Here is a 16,517-nt window from a genome sequence, read left to right as displayed (position 1 = left end):
TTTGCCGAGTCTTGTCATTTTTCATTGGCTTCGGCATAGCGGATACGTGAAAAAGAAGGCGCAGCATCTGAACTTTTTTTCAAATCTTGCGCATCTTCCTGTTCAGCTTGCACGACAGGTAACTGCTTTTTGGTCAGCCCTTCGGCAATCGTGATAAAGCAATAAATCAGGATCATGAACACAGCTAAAGGCGGGAGAATCATCCAGAATTGATTGGTTGAAAACACTTCCCGGGAAATAGCGATCATGCCGGACAGTTCGTAAATTTCCGGGACCAGCCTCGGATAATCGGATTGGGCCAAGGCGCCGCCAACAAAAATGTTTAAGATCCCCAAGTGCACGAACATCTGGAGCACTTGGATGATGTGCTGTACCCACATCAATACGAGTTTTGGCCAAAGCTCCGGCTGAATATGCTTCGACAAGATCCAACTCATCGATCCGCCCATCAAGACCGAACTGATGACGTAGTCTTTCTTCAAGGTTTCGTTCATTTCATTGCCAATGGCGCTTGTGGTGATCGGCAATACGACAAGCGACATGATCAGCACTTGAAAGATCAATCGCTCTGCCAAACTGAGATCCCATTCCCCGAAACTGATAAGGACCGGGCGCAACAAAAGATAGGTTACCAAAGTCAGCGGCAAAAAATGCATGCCTTCTGCAATAGAATTGACGAAATGGCGCAGCTTGTCTGTAAAGAAGAAGGTATAAACGATACCGAACAAATAGCCGAAAACGATGCGCAAACTGGCGATCAATAAACTCAAGACAATGGTGTATTTCATGCCGACCATTAATTGCTGTGCGATTGAATAGCCGAATGGATCGGTGCCAAACACAATGTCTTGGGACGGCGGATGAGGTGCGCTGCTTTCGATGCTGCCCTCATCATCGTACACATAATTCGTTTGCGCAATGGCGTCACCCGTGAACACAGCGTACAAAACACTCGCCGTCAGTAAGCCGAGCACGATGGATGACGGGATGAAGAGACGCGGGTTTTTATAAAGGGGTATGCGCGCAGACACCGATTTTCGGTTTGAAAAAAACGAGCGCAGGCTTGCCCGGATTTCATTCAGGTCCAGGAGGCGCAAATTGAATTTGCTAAATACTGCGTTGCGTTCGATTTCGTATGTTCCGAGCCACAATTCCACTGCCGTATAGAAAACGAAGAACGGGATAAAGACAGTCAATAAAATAAACGCAATGCCTTTCGGGCTAAAGTCATTTTGCAAATAATACAAAATGCCTTCGACACCGAAGAGGTATTCGATGATCAATAGCGCAGAAAGAGCGAGCCACACAATCGACTTGGACTGGTAAAATGCACTTTTCAAGACATTGGACGTGCAATGCTTCCACAGCACCTCAAACCGGCTCAAGCCTTTAGAACGCGCGAGTTCTACGTAAGGATGTCGCTGTTCGTCTTCGTACAATAAAATAAACAGTTTTAAAAACAAGACCGCCGGCACGACCGCCAAACATACGACAGGCGCCAAGTAAATCTCCTCGCCGCCCAAGCTGTAAAAGCTCAGGAGCAAGAACCCGGTTTGCTGAAAAATGGCGATGACGCCGATTTGAATTAAGAATATGTAAGCGAAATCGGGAAAAGACTGCAGGAGTTTGATAAGTTCCAGCATCAAGCGCTTGAAGGCGCCTGTCGATAAGATGACCATAAAGGAAAGCACAAAAGCTGAAACGGCAGCAAGCAGCAATGCCATCAAGAAAATAGACATCGAGTAGACGTAAGGGCCGCTCAAAAATTTGGAAAAAGACACCGGAATTGTCTCTAAAGAAAACGGAATTTGATAACTCAAGGTCCACTCAGATGGCGTTGTAAACCCCGCGAAAATAAGCCGCAACGCTTCCACATACGAACGGAAATTGAGAAATGAAGCTCCGTTAAAAAGTGCAGGAGTGGCGCTGATCAGCATGATGCCGACTACGCCGAAGATAAATTTCGTACTAATCGTCCAAAACTGTTTCATAAATGCCTCCTTTGCAACGAAATGGCAACTGATTTCTTAGTTCAGAAAATACTCGCGGTACATGAAAAACGTCAGCCCGACCATTAAGACTAAGTACAAAATCGCGCCAATTAAAATATACGAACGTTCATGGACAGGAGCGGCCTGTTCCATCCGAATGCCCGTCGATCCTTGAATCGACATATCCAAATGACGGCTCGCCATGCCGCCTTTTGATTTAAAGAAAAACACGAGAACGACAGCGAGTCCGGCAAAAGGAATGGCGATATCCAAAAACCCGAGCGGTGTGAAAAAGGCCGCAAGCCAATTGCCAAGCGTCAGCATGAGCATGGTCAGTGAGACAATAAGTATGTTTTTCATCTGAACCTCCAGTTGGAATTTTTGGAAAAAATGTTAATCCCTTAATATACTGTACGGTATAATGGAGAGATAGTTTCAAAAATTAGAAAATTATGTATCATTCTAAATTGAATGACAGCAAGCGAACGATTCGAACTAAGAGAATAGTCAGCGGAGGAGAAGAAGAGACGTGTCAGTCTGGATACTAGTTGCGCTATCGGTGCTATTGGGTGGCATCGCGATTCAACATATATATATGGCCATCAAGCCAGTGAAGGACGGCGAGAAACAAGAGTTGGGTGAAGTGTTTTCACACGGAGAGGGGCCATTTTTTATCCTTGCGCTGCTATTTACTTTCCTAGCCTGGTGCAGCGAGAAGTTTTTCCCGAAAAGATGCCAGCTCGCAGCTTTCCGCTTAATCAGTTTATTGATGGCGGTTTCGCTCATCGCATTGATCTTTTTGATGTGGAATCTCGATATTGTGGCAGATTTTCTAAAAAGCTTGTGAACAGAGGCATGATTCTCCGTCTTTGGTGGCATTTGCCCCTAGAAAGAGCTATCATAAAAACAACTGATATACACCGCATGATGAGATTTTTTCATGGGAAACAGTCAGCTATTCATTTACGAACTTATACTTTGCTGAAAGGGGAGTTGAACGGTGGCTTATCAATTAAGAGACAATTTCAAGATATTTTCGTTGAATTCAAATCAGGAACTAGCGCAGGAAATCGCAGAGCATCTTGGCTGTGAACTGGGCAAAAACTCCATCACCCATTTTAGCGATGGGGAAATCCAAATCCATATCGAGGAAAGCGTACGAGGGGCGGAAGTTTATATCGTCCAATCGACTTCGCAGCCAGGGCATGAGCATGTCATGGAATTATTGATCATGATCGACGCCTTGAAGCGTGCATCGGCAGACTCCATCACGGCGGTCATCCCGTATTACGGCTACGCGCGCCAAGACCGCAAAGCGAGCTCGCGTGAACCAATCACGGCGAAACTTGTCGCGAACATGCTGGTGAAAGCGGGTGTCGACCACATCATCACGATGGATTTCCACGCACCGCAAGTACAAGGTTTCTTCAATATTCCGGTCGATCAATTGCTCGGCATTACCGAATTGTCCCAGCATTTCATCGATAAAAATCTCGAAGATGCCATCGTCGTCGCTCCGGATAACGGCGGATTGAGCAGAGCCCGCAGACTTGCGGACCGCTTAGACGTGCCGATCGGCTTTATCGACAAGCGTAAAATGCAGCCGGGCGAAGCCGACACAATGAATATCGTCGGGGACATCCAAGGCAAAAACGCTGTCATCATCGTCGACATTGTCGACACAGCAGCGACCATCGCCGATGCGGCCGACCTGCTTGTGGAAAACGGCGCCAAAGCCGTCTACGCATGCTGCACGCATGCCGTTTTGTCCGGCGATTCCGTCCAGCGCATCCAAGACTCTGCGTTGACAGAACTCGTGGTCACCAACACGATCGATGTACCAAAAGAAAAACGCATTCCGAAAATCACCATCTTATCGATCGCGCCACTGCTCGCAGAAGCAATCGAGCACGTGCATAACGAAAAACCCGTCAGTCCTTTGTTTGAAGGATGACCATATAGAAATGCAACGAACCCCAAATGAGTGCCGAAGAGACGGCGCGCGTTTGGGGTTTGTTTTGTTTTAACCTGCTTATCAAAATTCAAATTGTGTATCTGAGGGGAAATGACTCACAAGATTTTCTGATGTAGCGAATTTTTCTTCAGAAGTATAAAGATTGAATCCCTGCCCGTCGTGCCAAACGACGATGAAGGAGGCGTGAGAAAGTGTGGGGAAGTATGGCCGCAATATCTGTTTTTCTCTACCGAACCAGCCTGTCGATTGCACTTTAGAATAGCTCAAGCTATCTGGGCAAGATAGAACGTAAAATTGGTTAGCACAAGCAATCCAGAAAGTTTTGGCTATCGCAAAGTTTACCGCATGCTGATTCTCTAATATTGCCCGAAGCACAACCATCTTTGTGCGTCCATTCTTTTCATTCGTTATCGAATGGTCGATCGCTTGTTTCTGAAAACTGGTTTTGAGTTCATCGGATACTCCTGAGAGTAGCTCAATAGTTAAATGAACAGGAAATCTGTTCTGGGAGATAATGAAATGGATTAAAATCTGCTGCGTCTCGGCATCGTAATGTTCATCATTAACTGGGGATACATATAGCTTCGCGGGAACTGAGTCAGTATCAAATACAGGATATTCATCTTCAGGATTAAAATCTTCTTGGCATATACAAATAGGATTCATCAGAAATCACCTCTATAAAGAGTATATCGATTTTGGAAGAAAACTGTTAAAGTTAAATTATGGAATAAGATAAGCGGGAGATCCTCATTTTTATTAAGGTGGGAGACACGACTGCATACTGGAAATTTTGAACTAGTAATTGAAAGCTGGGAAAAAAATGAAACGCTTTTCTGTATTTAACAGTATAGATTAGTACGAATAAAAACTAAGGAGGAAAACGAATGAAACGATTTTTCTATTATTTTGCTTGGAGCATCGCTATTGCATTGATTGTGTATCTCGGTTTGCAACTGCAAGAATTATTGAAAGAAAGAATGCAGACAACGTTCAACCTGGTTCCTTATTGGATTTACGTCACGCTTTTCCCAATCGTTATCGGCATTCTGTTACGTACACCTAAATTCATGCTAGAACGAAAAGAGAAACGGATCAGCGGATTTGATTGGAGCAAGTTTTTGGCAGTCGGTCTTCTGTCCTTTGTAGTAATCGTGTTGTCAATTATGCCTTTTCTTCCACTTGAAAATCTACCCTATCCAGAATTCTACAATCAAATCAGTTTAATCCTGTTCAGTAGCACCACAGCCCAAACAATCGCCGGACTCGTCTTCGGCTATACATTACTCGACAGCTTTAAGAGCGAGGAGAGAAGATTCCAGGAATCGACGTCCGACCTGTTCAACGCCGTGATGAAGTTTACGCCGAAAGGGTGATTAGACATATGCAGCCTATTGAAATAGAACTGAACGGCTTTTCGTAAAGCCGTCACGAAGCGGGAGTGTCTGAATATGAAAAAAAATTTGATGCGACTTACAATTTTGCTAAGTTTGCTCGTACTGACAGGGTGTCTTGCTGAGGACTATGACGTAGGGGTTCCAAGAGCATATTTGCACGCGGATGACAGTTTACGCAGCGGGCCCATGCAATTAACAGAAGCTAATATAAGTTGGACTTCCTCTAGTGGGGAAGTGACGGAAACAATACAGGACGTTGAAGAGTTTGGTTTGTCACAAGAAGTTACGACAGTTTCTCTAAATCAGCCTGCCTATTTGGAGTTTGAAGAGAATGAAGAAAACGGCGGAGATATTTGGACAAATCCAGAAATCACCGCTTCTTTATGGAAAGACGGGCAAGAAACCAAGCTTGAACTCACGGACTCGAAAGAATTTCGCTTTCCGCAAACAGAAGGGAATTATGCGTTGACGGTAGAATTTATCGACCGGGATAATAAAGCTCAATATGCAGGAAATATTGTAATTGAAGAAACAGCAGCGCAAAAGGCTGGGGAGCTTCCGAAGTACAGCTTTATGGAAATGCCCTCGATTACGAAGGTGAATTCCGAGTATCCAAACGGCGTGGTGTTCGATCATATCTATTCCGAAGTATGCTGGAATGATTGTTCTTTCAACAGTGGCTATGATATCTCCGATGTACACACTGGAGATGTAGAGGAGGGCGACAGTATTGTAGTTGACTGGGAAATGATAGAGCCACAGCCAAGCGAAGTTGTGATGATTGAGATAGACAGCGACGGCGAAGAAGTAAGCGAAGAAATTGGCTCGTCTGACAGTTCTTCAATCACCATTGATATTGTGGAACAGGATTTTGGGAAACAACACGCAATTCAATATTTATGGCGAGACGGGGAAAAACTGATCGGCCAAAGTAGCTTGAACTTCAAGTTTAAATAATTACTAGTGTGATGGGAAGTGAATTTATTTGTTCAAGGCTTACATCAAGTTTATAGAAAAGTATGGGTCGCTCCTTATTGCAGCTTACAGTTTAATTTATCTACTTACTTCATGGGGCGATAACTGGATACTTACTTGGATATTATTAGCTGCACTGATTATTTCTCCAATTATCGGCATTTCGGACTTGAGGGAATCGAAATCGTCTGACTCTTAGTTCAGTAGAGTATCTTCTCCAATTAATGACGACGTAAAAAACTATTATCTACTAAAGGAGCAACACCATCATGAAAATACTTAGAATCATCCTGCAACTAGCCGCACTTGGGTTTAGTGCTTACGTGTTATGGACGCAAAACTTTACGCTAATGCCATACGTTATGCTGACGCTTGGAATGTTTATGTTGGTCGCGGGATTCGTAAAAATTCAAAGCGATCGAAAAGAATTTTGGGGATATATGTTTGTCCTGATTTCTCTGTTTATCTTCTTCGTTTCAGCACAGGGATTCATCCTTAATGCTTGAGGTTCTAGCTATCTTATAGCTAGATAAACGAAAGTAGAGGTTCACTGATAGGAAAGGAAGAAGCCATATGAAATTTGTAAAAGGAATGTACATAGTTCTAATTCTGTTCATGGCAGTCAATTTTCTAAGCGTCTTTGTGTTTGACGATGAGTATTCAGGCATCGCTTCTTGGATGAATGTGTTGCTCTTTTTACTTGGCAGCGTGTTTTATATAAATGCTCGATCTTACTTCAAAAAATAAGCTTGATAGTTTTGATATAGACATGAATATAAGAGGTCAAAGAGAAGGGGAATAACTAATGAAAAAGTGGACTGTAGTATGGGTCGTGGTTTTTGCCGCAGTATTAGAAAGAATTGTCCATCATTTATTTTTAACAGACAGCTTTTTGATTCGGTTATCTACTGCGCTCATATTCGTAGCAATAGGAATTGGAATTGGTTTGATTGCGGAGAAGAAGAGGGATGCCAAACAAGTTTGAAATGTGTCGAAAAACTGATGATGATCAGTTTTGACTGGAACGGATTGCAAATTAGACTACATTCAGTTAAAGCGAAGGAACGTGAACATAACTGGTCGGCAATTGAGATAAGTGTAAATCACACATCACAGTTAACTTTCATCCAGCAAATTAAAAAGGGAGGCACACATTGAAAAATATCTCTAAGAAAGTGATTTTTTATGTAATAACTTTTTGTATTTTCTTTTTGTTATTGAATATGGTTGCTTGGTTAGAAAATGCGTATATCCCTTTGAACACTCAAACTCAATTGATATCTGGGATTGTGATTCTTCCTGCTATTGTAATTCTTTCGTTTATTTTCTCCAGTTTGCTTTTTAGGAGCTTAGAAGAATCCAAGTGAATGGAACCCAATGTGAATGGAGTTAGCTTCATATTGTTATTGCTATCTATAAAAAAATTTCATTTTACAAGAAGCAGCAATGGTCAACGGCAGATCCAATCAAATTTGAATACAAAAAAAGACCCTATATAGTATAGGGTCTTTTTTCAAGCTATTATTAAGCTTTAGTGACGTTTGTAGCTTGTAGGCCACGTTGTCCTTCTTCGATATCAAATGTTACAGTTTGACCTTCGTCTAAAGATTTGAAACCGTCGCTTTGGATAGCTGAGAAATGTACGAATACGTCATCTCCTGCTTCACGCTCGATAAAACCAAAACCTTTTTCTGCATTAAACCATTTCACTGTACCTTGTTCCATAATTGTTGCCTCCTAGTGTGGATCTCCACACAATGTGTTACTATCCTTGCTCAAATACCTTAGACGAAAAACAAAATATTTTCTCAATCTGAAACCGAACAAAAATAACTCTTCCTAAAGGTAACATGGATGTGCTGAAAAAGATAGCAATTAGTTTCGATCTTATTTATTAAGGAAATTAGAAACACTGATTTCGTCAATGAAATCATCCATTTACGCTTATAGATTGCGCGGTCTACGGATCTAGCGCTTAAACATTAGAATGAGCTTTGAATACGACGGAAGGAATAAGAAAAACAGACACATTTCCATCATAAATTTACAGAAAACTCTGACTAATAAGTGATGGAGCATTGATTACACATCCTGAAAATCATATAATTTAATAAACAAACGGCCTTCTGTAGCATCGTGCTGGTGTCATTGCATCTACATGGGGATCAGGGGAGTGAGGCTTACAAAACTTTAAAGAATGGCGCAACAAAAATTCTGCTTTCACAAAAGGAGAATGATGACAATGGAATTACCAAGGGGGAAAAGTTACATTCGGCTCGAGCAGATCAATCAAGAAGATATAGATAACTTGATTTCACGGGTCAATAGTTGTTCCTGGCGGCAAACCTATCATATCCAACCGGTGTCCGGTCTGCTCAATGACCCGAACGGCTTTTGTTTTTATAACGGCGAATATCATTTGTATTACCAGTGGCATCCGCTCGGGCCTTTTCATGGCTTGAAGTATTGGTATCATACGAAATCGACAGATCTGGTGAACTGGGAGAATGTCGGGATCGCTATTAAGCCGGACGAGTATTTTGATAGCCACGGGGCGTATTCAGGCAGTGCAGTGGAACATGAAGGGAAATTGTATTTGCTTTATACCGGCAATACACGGGATGAGAATCTCGTGAGACGCCCTTATCTATGCATCGCTTTGATGGATGATGAGGGAAATATCATCAAATCGAAAAAATCGGTTCTCGATAAAGTGCCAGATGGCTACACCGAGCATTTCCGCGATCCGAAATTATGGAAAGTGGACGACCAGTATTATGCGGTCATTGGCGCGCAGCGAACCGATCAAACGGGAACTGTGTGTTTATTGAGTTCGACTGATTTATTGGAATGGAAGTTTGAAGGGGAACTAGCTACCAATTTGGATAATTTTGGGTTTATGTGGGAATGCCCGGATTATTTCGAAATGGACGGCAAAGGCATTCTGGTATTTTCTCCGCAAGGGCTCGAGGCAGAGGGGACTTTTATCAAAATATTTATCAAGCCGGCTATGTACTGGGGGACAAGATCGATTTAGAAAACCGGCAATTGACTCACGGAGATTTTGTGGAACTCGACCGCGGCTTTGATTTTTATGCACCGCATACGATGAACGATCCAACAGGCAGGCGGCTCATGGTGGCGTGGATGGGGCTGCCTGAAATAGAGTATCCGAGCGATATCAATGGCTGGGCGAACTGCCTGACGATCCCGAGGGAATTGTCGCTTCGGGACGGGAAGATCATCCAACAGCCGATTCCAGAACTGCAGTCGCTGCGTAAAGACAAAGTCGAAGCACAAGAGGAACTGGTCGACGAAAAGAAATCATACGAGGGATTTTCAGGTGTCACATATGAGCTGATTTGTGAGTTCGAACCAGGGGACGCCTTGGAATATGGCATCGAATTCCGCGTTAGTGAGGAAGAACAAACCGTGATCAAATACGATGCAGCCCAAGGGAAAGTGATACTCGACCGCACATCCTCGGGTAAAGTAATTGGCAGCAAGCACGGAACCGAACGAAAATGCCGGATGGATGCGGATGTGTACAAATTCCATTTGTTTGTCGATTCCTCGTCTGTGGAGATTTTTGTGAACGACGGAGAAGAAGTGTTTACGGCCCGGATTTTTCCGGATATTAGAAGCCAGGACATCCGCTTTTTTGCAAAAGGCGGCAGCACTGCGTTTAAAGCCGTGAAATGGGATTATTGACGATTATAGTTCAGAGAAGGAGAGGTGCTCAATGGGAGAGTTGTTCTCGATTGGTGAAGTATTGATCGATTTTATTCCCGACCAAAAAGGCATCGCTTTAAAGGATGTAGCATCTTTTACGCGAGTGCCGGGCGGAGCGCCTGCCAATGTAGCAGCGGCGGTTGCGAAGTTAGGCGGAACAGCTTCCCTGATCACCAAAGTAGGACAGGATGCCTTTGGCGATTTTCTATTGGAGCGGCTTGCCGAGGCGGGAGTGAAAATCGATAAGATTCCACGGACAAAAGAAGCGAACACTGGGCTTGCCTTTGTGTCGCTCCGCGAAGACGGCGAACGGGATTTTTCCTTTTACCGGAACCCTTCTGCGGATTTGCTTCTGAAAGCTTCAGAAGTGAACGAAGACTGGTTCGGTCAAGGGGACGTTTTGCATTTTGGTTCGGTGGACTTAATCGACAGCCCGATGAAAAAAGCCCATATCAAAGCCATCGGAGCCGCTAATAAGAATGGCGCGATTATCAGTTTTGACCCCAATGTACGCTTGCCGCTCTGGGATAGTCCGAAGCAATGCCGGGAGACTATTCAAGAGTTCATTTCAACGGCGCATGTCATCAAAGTTTCCGATGACGAACTGGAGTTCATCACCGGCATTGCAGATGAGTCAACAGCTATAGCCTCTTTGTTTGCAGGGAATGTCTTGGCAGTCGTGTTGACGAAAGGCGCAAAAGGTGCGGATCTGTACGTGGAGAATCATAAGTATTCAGCTGCGGGATATTTGGTAGCAGTCGAAGACACGACCGGGGCAGGAGATGCCTTTACCGGTGCTTTTTTGTACCAATTGCTAAATTGGGGAGCGAAACCAGACAATTTAGAGGCCCTACTTAGTGAGCATCACGAAGAATTGCTGGCGTTTGCGAATGCGGGGGGTGCGCTGGCTACTACCGGGAAAGGGGCCATTTCGGCTCTCCCCACAAAAAACCAAGTGCTGGAGTTGATGAAATCCACCACAGCGAGTTAATCGTAATTGGTGGACTTACGCGCACATTAGTTCATTGTCCGAGAAAAAAATGACTGCACTTCGTAAATTAGCGTTTAAACGCTGGTTTGTGAGGTGCTTTGTTTTGAAGAAAGGGTTCACATTACGCTTTCAGATATTCGAAAAGAGGCGCAATAGCTGAGTGTGCACCCATCGGGCATCTGTGAACAGGAAGGCCCGGGTTCATTAAGTCGTACGAATTCAGCCAATAAAACATAAATGGAATTTGATATAGTAAGGAGGAGAGGAGAGGTTAGATGAAAATGCCATTGGTTTTTGTCATGTTCATATTCGCCGGCCTATTGGTAGGGTGTGCAGATGAATCTGCGATGAGCCAGACTGAAGTAAAAGAGTTGGTAGCTGACCTGAGCGGAAGTGATAAGGTCAGTGCTGCGTCCATTGATGATCAGAACCTGACAGTAGAAGATGAAGGAGAAAAATCGGTCTATCCATTACCGGAGGACGAGTTTTTTATCTCGATTGCCCCTTACGAAACATTCACGCATCCTTGTGAAATCCATAGCTTGACGGGTTGCCAAGGAGAACTGGCCGAAAAAGAAATGAATGTCGTTATTACCGATGAAACCGGAGAAGTTCACGTGGATGAAGTAATGACAACGCCACAAAATGGATTTATCGATCTGTGGCTGCCTCGGGACCGAACGTATACGGTGGAAATTGAAGCAGCAGGGAAAACAGGTGAGGTTCAGTTTTCTACATTTACGGGGTACCCGACATGTTTAACGGATTTACTGCTGAGCTAAAGCACTCACGCTGAAAAAATCTCAGGAGACTACTGTTGTCTTTCAGAAGGAGTGAACTGGATGTCGAATATTCGCCTGCATGCAGGATACAACGAAGAAGAAGCGGGATTTATCCGCTATCATTTAGTAAGGCATAACAAAGAAAAAGTCGCTTATACCGAAGAAGAAAAAATGAGTTTTGTGTTAAAGAATGAAGAAGAGAACATAGTCGGCGGTCTGGTAGGACATACGGATTGGGAATGTTTTTTCGTAGACCTTCTATGGGTAGACGATTCTTTACGAGGGATGGGAAAAGGCCAAGAATTATTGGCAACGGCAGAGTCATACGCGCGAGAACAAGGATGTCGCCTGATGAGGCTGGAAACCTTCAGTTTTCAAGCGCCGGATTTCTATCTGAAATTAGGATTTAAAGTGATGGGGAAATTAGACGATTTTCCGAAGGGATTTACCCATTATTATATGTACAAAGATCTTTAAAAAGCAGAATCAATTGGATCACAGAATAAAAGGGAAAAACCCGCAAAGCCAAGTGCTCACTTACACATGGCCATGCGGGTTTTCTAATTTATTCCTTCAAGAAATCCTTATCCAAATAACGCGGGTTCGGGTAATCATAGAAGCCTTTGCCGTTCTGTATTCCCATACGGCCTTTGTCGAGAAATTCCGTTTTCAAATACTCGGCGACTTTTGCAGCTTCCGCATCACCAGCGTTAGCTTTCGCAACAGACAAATGATACGGCGTATTGATGCCGATGACGTCGAGTATCGCGAAAGGCCCTTTCGGCGCGCCGGTTGCGATCATCCAAGTCTTGTCGACCGTATGTGGGTCCGAGATGCCGTTGACAACTAAATACTGGGCAGAATTCAAAAACGGCACGAGCAAGGTATTCAAAATATAGCCCGGCTGTTCTTTGTGGAGCGGAAGCGCGACCATGCCGATTGCTTGAGCGAATTCAACAACGTCATTGAAGACCGCTTCGTCGGTACCGCCATGTCCCATGATTTCCGCGGTATTGCTGCGCCAAATATCGTTGGCAAAATGAAGCGCCAAAAATTTTTCGGGCCGTCCTGTAAATTCGGCAAATGTACTGGGCAGCATCGTCGAAGTATTCGTCGCAAAAACTGTCTGTTCCGGTGCGACTTTCGCTAAAGAAGTGTAAAATTCCTTTTTAATATCGAGCACTTCAGGCACCGCTTCAATCATTAAATCGGCATTTTTTACAGATTCCCCTAAATCGGTATAGAAAGACAGCCGATTATAAGCGGCCTCGAGGTCTTCATCCGTCGCTTTCAAATCTCTCCGGAAATGCTTTTTGAGCACTTCGAAACGCTCCTTTGCACGAGTCAACGCTTCCTCATTGATATCGTAGACTGCGACTTCGAATCCGTGATACGCCGATTGGAAAGCGATTTGGCTCCCCAACACGCCGCTTCCTGCGACCGTGACATACTTGAAATCCATTCCATCCCACTCCCTTTGAATAGATGATGCAAGTCTGGGTGTATTGGCAAAAAAGGATGTTTCTGCCAACAATCTCTACTTCTCATAGTAGGGGAAGCGGAAGCGTTTTTCCATTGTTTATTAAGACACCAGCTTCAATCCGACAGCAGACCCGAGCACCATCGCAATGAACAGGATGCGCCGCCAGTCTTTCGATTCGTTGTAAAACAGCATGCCAATGATCGCGCCGCCAGAAGCGCCGATGCCGGTCCAGATGGCATAAGCCGTCCCCATCGGCAAGCTTTCCATGGCGATGGATAAGAACAAAAAGCTTGCGACAAAACCGCCGATGAGCATGGCGAGCGACTGCCATTTACGGTCGTGATGCCATTTATTGATCATGGCGACGCCAGTCATTTCAAAAATCCCTGCGAATATAAGTGAAATCCAAGCCATTACGCGTCACTCCTTTCAGGTGCAGCATCTGCGGTAACCAGTTTCAAGCCGATGACACCGAGCAGTAAAATCCCGACCAGCACCAGTTTTGCGGTACTGACAGGCTCATTGAACAAGACGATTTCGGACAATACCGTACCGGCTGTCCCGAGGCCAACGAACACGGCATACACCGTACCGACCGGCAGTTTGTTTCCGGCATCGATCAGCAAAGTGAAGCTGACAGCGATCGCCACGACCGTAATCAGCCATTCGCCGAGTGAATCTGCGTGCTTTAACCCGACGACCCACGCGACTTCAAATAACGCCGCGATTAATACTTTTCCCCATTGAAGATTCATTGGAATTCCTCCTAATAATAAATAAAGTAATAAAATGAAAAGTAGATCAGTTGATGGAGTCGCTGCAAGTGGACGCTTTCCGCGGGCATGGCTTGAGCCTCCTCGGTCGCTTCGCTCCCTGTGGGGTCTCAAGACTCATGCTATTCCCGCAGGAGTCGCCACCTTCCGCTTTTTCATCCGGGTTAATAAGTAAAATGAATCCAAGCGAGTTGTTCGCAGCAGTTTTTATGAAGCGTCTGCTGTTGCAACTCCAGTACTTTTCAAAAAATAAAAAGCCCGGGAGAACTGTGAAAACAGTTTCTCCCAGGCTTTTGTCCCTCCGTGTCACAGCGATGGCTGTGTGTTTTCTCTCGGACCAGGCCAGCTATGCTGCGGAACCCTAGAAAACTTTTTTTGGTCATTCAATTACTTCTAGTTATATAAGAAATATACATGGACTTCAAGCAATAAGGGTTCTTAAGAGGATGGGCGCCTTTTGTCCATGACCTCCGCGACTTCTTCAGACAAAGGGTCTGGTTCCGTGCGTAGGCCATCAATCACATGTTGATAGTCTCGAGCAGATTGGTTTTGGCTCAATTTGAATGCAGCTTGGATATCGGTGATACGGAGCTCGAACCCGACGATGCCTTTGATATCTTTTTCGAGCAGCGCGCTTGGGAGTGTGTCCCACAGAACCGGCTCGTCGCGATGCTGTTCGTGCTTTTGGAGCAAGGTCACCAAATCCTCACGCAGTTCATCTTCTGTCAGTAAGCGCCCTGTGCCGTACACATGCGCTGCCTGGTAATTCCACGTGGGGATGTCTTTTTCCTCGTACCAGGAAGACGTCACGTAGGAATGCGGCCCTTGGAAGGTCACCAATACTTCACCCGGGTCTTCAATCGTATGCCATTGCGGATTGCCGCGTGCGAAGTGGCCGCGCAATACATATCCATCCGCTTCTTTTTTCAACTGGAAAGGCAAGTGGGTCGCAAGTGGCCGGTCTTTTCCTGCGGTAATGATCGTGCCGAATGAATGGGCTTCGATAAATTCACGAATCTCTTCCGGGTCAGTCACTTGATAATATTTTGGGATATACATAGTACACCGCCTTATCTAAAAATATTTTCTTATCTTCGAATAGAATAGCTTGTGTAACTTTTATCTACTGAATAAAGATATGGAGCAAAACTGCGGAAAAACCTTACTGATCCCACAGCGCTGTGCACTGCGTCGCAAAGGTATTGACCTCGCAAGCTTCGGTCAATACCTTTCCTGCGGGATAGCGAGACAGCTGAGACCCTACACTGAGCGCAGCGAGGGAAGCGGCTCAGCGCTCGCCCGCGGCAAGCGCAGCGGTTTTGCGTAATATCTTCATTTACTCTACTTTACAAAGTCTTCGTCAAAATCAAATCCGTCTGCTCATCGTCGCCCATGAAAAACGAATGGCTGCCGGTTTCAACAAAGCCTTTCTTGTCGTAGAACGCGCGCGCATTGTCATTATGCTCCCAGACGCCAAGCCAGATTTTGTCTTTTCCCAGTTCGTCCGCCATTTCAAACGCCTGATTCATGAGCACTTTTCCTGCGCCGTTTTTCTGGAACTTCTTCTTGATATAGATGCGTTCCACTTCCAAAGCTTCGCTGCCCATCGGCTCGGTTTGCGCGTCGTCTGTATTGACCTTCAAGTAACCCGCCACTTCGCCATCGACCATGGCGAAATAGAAATGGGACTCTGGGGTGGCGAGTTCTTTGTCGAGTTTCGGCAAGTTATAAGCCGCTTCGAGATAGGCGATCATATTTTCTTCGCTATTGTGTTCATCGAAGGTTTCCTTATAAGTGACAATGCTAATCTCCTGCAATTTCTGAAGGTCTTCTTTTGTACATTTACGTAGGCTTGCCATGGAAATTCGCTCCTTTTAATGATTAATAATCGCGTTTATGGCCTTTTTTGACCGCTTCAAAATCGACTTCGATGTTCTGGCGGATGCGGCGCAAATAACGCTCAACTTCCGCCGCTTCTTGCTCTGTAAAACCATCGAGTGCGACCGCGTTGGAATGGTCGTTTTCCCGGAGGATGAAAGGATAGGCCTGGCGTGCTTTTTCGGTCGGGTAAATTTTTCGGATTTTCTTATTGTCCGGGTCATTGCGTTTTTCAACAAAGCCATTGATCTCTAATTTTTGGATGGCCCGTGTGGCGGTTGAGCGGTCAACTTTAATCAAGTCGAGCAATTGCTCTTGGATGATGCCAGGATTTTCGCAAATGCGGACGACATATAAGTATTGCCCTTTCGTCAGCTCGAGCTCTTTAAATTCGATATTGCTGATGGAATCTAGGGCACGGGCAATCATGCCGATTTCACGCAGAATTTCTATCATAGAATTGCTCCTCTTATTATGTTGCATTTACAACAATAATGAATTATATTGAGTGTACAAAAACCATTCAGCCAATGCAAGAAG

The 16,517-nt window shown here is 44.7% G+C and carries 20 protein-coding genes, 1 pseudogene and 1 riboswitch; of the genes and pseudogenes, 11 read left to right on the top strand and 10 right to left on the bottom strand.

Annotated elements, in window-relative coordinates; all coding sequences use genetic code 11:
- Positions 1-14: 14 nt before the first annotated feature.
- Together BBI11_RS12575 and BBI11_RS12570 are read right to left on the bottom strand one after the other, a co-directional pair.
- Complete coding sequence (locus tag BBI11_RS12575; protein ID WP_068463949.1) at positions 15-1,991, bottom strand: ABC transporter permease subunit; 1,977 nt, start codon at positions 1,989-1,991, stop codon at positions 15-17.
- A gap of 36 nt (positions 1,992-2,027) precedes the next feature.
- The gene (locus BBI11_RS12570) at positions 2,028-2,351 is read right to left on the bottom strand and encodes a hypothetical protein (protein ID WP_068463944.1); all 324 of its coding nucleotides are present in this window, start codon (positions 2,349-2,351) and stop codon (positions 2,028-2,030) included.
- Between the two features lie 169 nt (positions 2,352-2,520).
- Here BBI11_RS12570 and BBI11_RS12565 point away from each other — a divergent pair, with 169 nt between their 5' ends.
- Together BBI11_RS12565 and BBI11_RS12560 are read left to right on the top strand one after the other, a co-directional pair.
- Positions 2,521-2,838: a hypothetical protein gene (locus BBI11_RS12565; RefSeq protein WP_068463940.1), complete on the top strand. Its 318-nt coding sequence runs from the start codon at positions 2,521-2,523 to the stop codon at positions 2,836-2,838.
- 153 nt (positions 2,839-2,991) lie between these two features.
- Positions 2,992-3,945 (top strand): ribose-phosphate diphosphokinase, encoded by a 954-nt coding sequence (locus tag BBI11_RS12560; RefSeq protein ID WP_068463937.1) that lies wholly within the window; start codon positions 2,992-2,994, stop codon positions 3,943-3,945.
- 81 nt (positions 3,946-4,026) lie between these two features.
- Here the strand turns inward: BBI11_RS12560 and BBI11_RS12555 are convergent, their stop codons facing one another.
- Positions 4,027-4,632 (bottom strand): hypothetical protein, encoded by a 606-nt coding sequence (locus BBI11_RS12555; RefSeq protein ID WP_068463932.1) that lies wholly within the window; start codon positions 4,630-4,632, stop codon positions 4,027-4,029.
- A 221-nt stretch (positions 4,633-4,853) separates the two neighbouring features.
- On the opposite strand from BBI11_RS12555, the gene BBI11_RS12550 reads away from it, so the two are divergent.
- From BBI11_RS12550 to BBI11_RS12535, 5 genes are all read left to right on the top strand, one after another.
- Positions 4,854-5,342, top strand: coding sequence for a hypothetical protein (locus BBI11_RS12550; RefSeq protein ID WP_068463929.1), 489 nt, complete (start codon positions 4,854-4,856; stop codon positions 5,340-5,342).
- A gap of 75 nt (positions 5,343-5,417) precedes the next feature.
- Positions 5,418-6,320 (top strand): hypothetical protein, encoded by a 903-nt coding sequence (locus tag BBI11_RS16570; RefSeq protein WP_068463928.1) that lies wholly within the window; start codon positions 5,418-5,420, stop codon positions 6,318-6,320.
- A 287-nt stretch (positions 6,321-6,607) separates the two neighbouring features.
- The gene (locus tag BBI11_RS12540) at positions 6,608-6,844 is read left to right on the top strand and encodes a hypothetical protein (RefSeq protein ID WP_068463925.1); all 237 of its coding nucleotides are present in this window, start codon (positions 6,608-6,610) and stop codon (positions 6,842-6,844) included.
- Between the two features lie 109 nt (positions 6,845-6,953).
- Positions 6,954-7,085: a hypothetical protein gene (locus BBI11_RS16690; RefSeq protein WP_257785552.1), complete on the top strand. Its 132-nt coding sequence runs from the start codon at positions 6,954-6,956 to the stop codon at positions 7,083-7,085.
- Positions 7,086-7,143: 58 nt separating this feature from the next.
- Entirely contained in the window at positions 7,144-7,323 is a 180-nt protein-coding gene (locus tag BBI11_RS12535; RefSeq protein ID WP_068463923.1) for an ABC transporter permease, read from the top strand.
- 539 nt (positions 7,324-7,862) lie between these two features.
- Here the strand turns inward: BBI11_RS12535 and BBI11_RS12525 are convergent.
- Positions 7,863-8,063 (bottom strand): cold-shock protein, encoded by a 201-nt coding sequence (locus BBI11_RS12525; RefSeq protein ID WP_058383049.1) that lies wholly within the window; start codon positions 8,061-8,063, stop codon positions 7,863-7,865.
- Positions 8,064-8,580: 517 nt separating this feature from the next.
- On the opposite strand from BBI11_RS12525, the pseudogene BBI11_RS12520 reads away from it, so the two are divergent.
- The 4 genes and pseudogenes from BBI11_RS12520 (at position 8,581) to BBI11_RS12505 (ending at position 12,320) form a co-directional block, all read left to right on the top strand.
- Positions 8,581-10,049, top strand: a pseudogene (locus BBI11_RS12520) (glycoside hydrolase family 32 protein).
- Between the two features lie 31 nt (positions 10,050-10,080).
- Positions 10,081-11,061, top strand: a complete 981-nt coding sequence (locus BBI11_RS12515; protein WP_068463916.1) for a carbohydrate kinase family protein — start codon at positions 10,081-10,083, stop codon at positions 11,059-11,061.
- 275 nt (positions 11,062-11,336) lie between these two features.
- Positions 11,337-11,843 carry a CueP family metal-binding protein gene (locus BBI11_RS12510; RefSeq protein WP_068463913.1) on the top strand — a complete coding sequence of 169 codons (507 nt, stop codon included), beginning with the start codon at positions 11,337-11,339 and terminating at the stop codon, positions 11,841-11,843.
- Positions 11,844-11,903: 60 nt separating this feature from the next.
- Positions 11,904-12,320 (top strand): GNAT family N-acetyltransferase, encoded by a 417-nt coding sequence (locus BBI11_RS12505; protein WP_068463911.1) that lies wholly within the window; start codon positions 11,904-11,906, stop codon positions 12,318-12,320.
- An 88-nt stretch (positions 12,321-12,408) separates the two neighbouring features.
- On the opposite strand, the gene BBI11_RS12500 is transcribed toward BBI11_RS12505, so the two are convergent.
- The 6 genes from BBI11_RS12500 to BBI11_RS12470 all read right to left on the bottom strand — a co-directional run bounded on the left by BBI11_RS12500 (position 12,409) and on the right by BBI11_RS12470 (position 16,433).
- Positions 12,409-13,305 carry a 3-hydroxyacyl-CoA dehydrogenase gene (locus BBI11_RS12500; RefSeq protein WP_068463908.1) on the bottom strand — a complete coding sequence of 299 codons (897 nt, stop codon included), beginning with the start codon at positions 13,303-13,305 and terminating at the stop codon, positions 12,409-12,411.
- A 120-nt stretch (positions 13,306-13,425) separates the two neighbouring features.
- The gene (locus BBI11_RS12495; RefSeq protein ID WP_068463905.1) at positions 13,426-13,740 is read right to left on the bottom strand and encodes a DMT family transporter; all 315 of its coding nucleotides are present in this window, start codon (positions 13,738-13,740) and stop codon (positions 13,426-13,428) included.
- Positions 13,740-14,081, bottom strand: coding sequence for a DMT family transporter (locus BBI11_RS12490; RefSeq protein ID WP_068463901.1), 342 nt, complete (start codon positions 14,079-14,081; stop codon positions 13,740-13,742). The genes BBI11_RS12495 and BBI11_RS12490 overlap by 1 nt, the downstream gene beginning before the upstream one ends.
- Before the next feature lie 298 nt (positions 14,082-14,379).
- Positions 14,380-14,475: riboswitch (guanidine-I (ykkC/yxkD leader) on the bottom strand.
- A gap of 62 nt (positions 14,476-14,537) precedes the next feature.
- The gene (locus BBI11_RS12480; protein WP_068463896.1) at positions 14,538-15,158 is read right to left on the bottom strand and encodes an FMN-binding negative transcriptional regulator; all 621 of its coding nucleotides are present in this window, start codon (positions 15,156-15,158) and stop codon (positions 14,538-14,540) included.
- Between the two features lie 287 nt (positions 15,159-15,445).
- The gene (gene paiA / locus BBI11_RS12475; RefSeq protein WP_068463893.1) at positions 15,446-15,958 is read right to left on the bottom strand and encodes a spermidine/spermine N(1)-acetyltransferase; all 513 of its coding nucleotides are present in this window, start codon (positions 15,956-15,958) and stop codon (positions 15,446-15,448) included.
- A gap of 22 nt (positions 15,959-15,980) precedes the next feature.
- Entirely contained in the window at positions 15,981-16,433 is a 453-nt protein-coding gene (locus BBI11_RS12470; RefSeq protein WP_068463888.1) for a MarR family winged helix-turn-helix transcriptional regulator, read from the bottom strand.
- Between the last annotated feature and the right edge of the window lie 84 nt (positions 16,434-16,517).

This window comes from Planococcus maritimus (assembly GCF_001687625.2).
Taxonomy (GTDB): domain Bacteria; phylum Bacillota; class Bacilli; order Bacillales_A; family Planococcaceae; genus Planococcus; species Planococcus maritimus.
The sequence above is the reverse complement of the archived record's forward strand: the minus strand, read 5'-3'. Positions and strand labels throughout refer to the sequence as shown.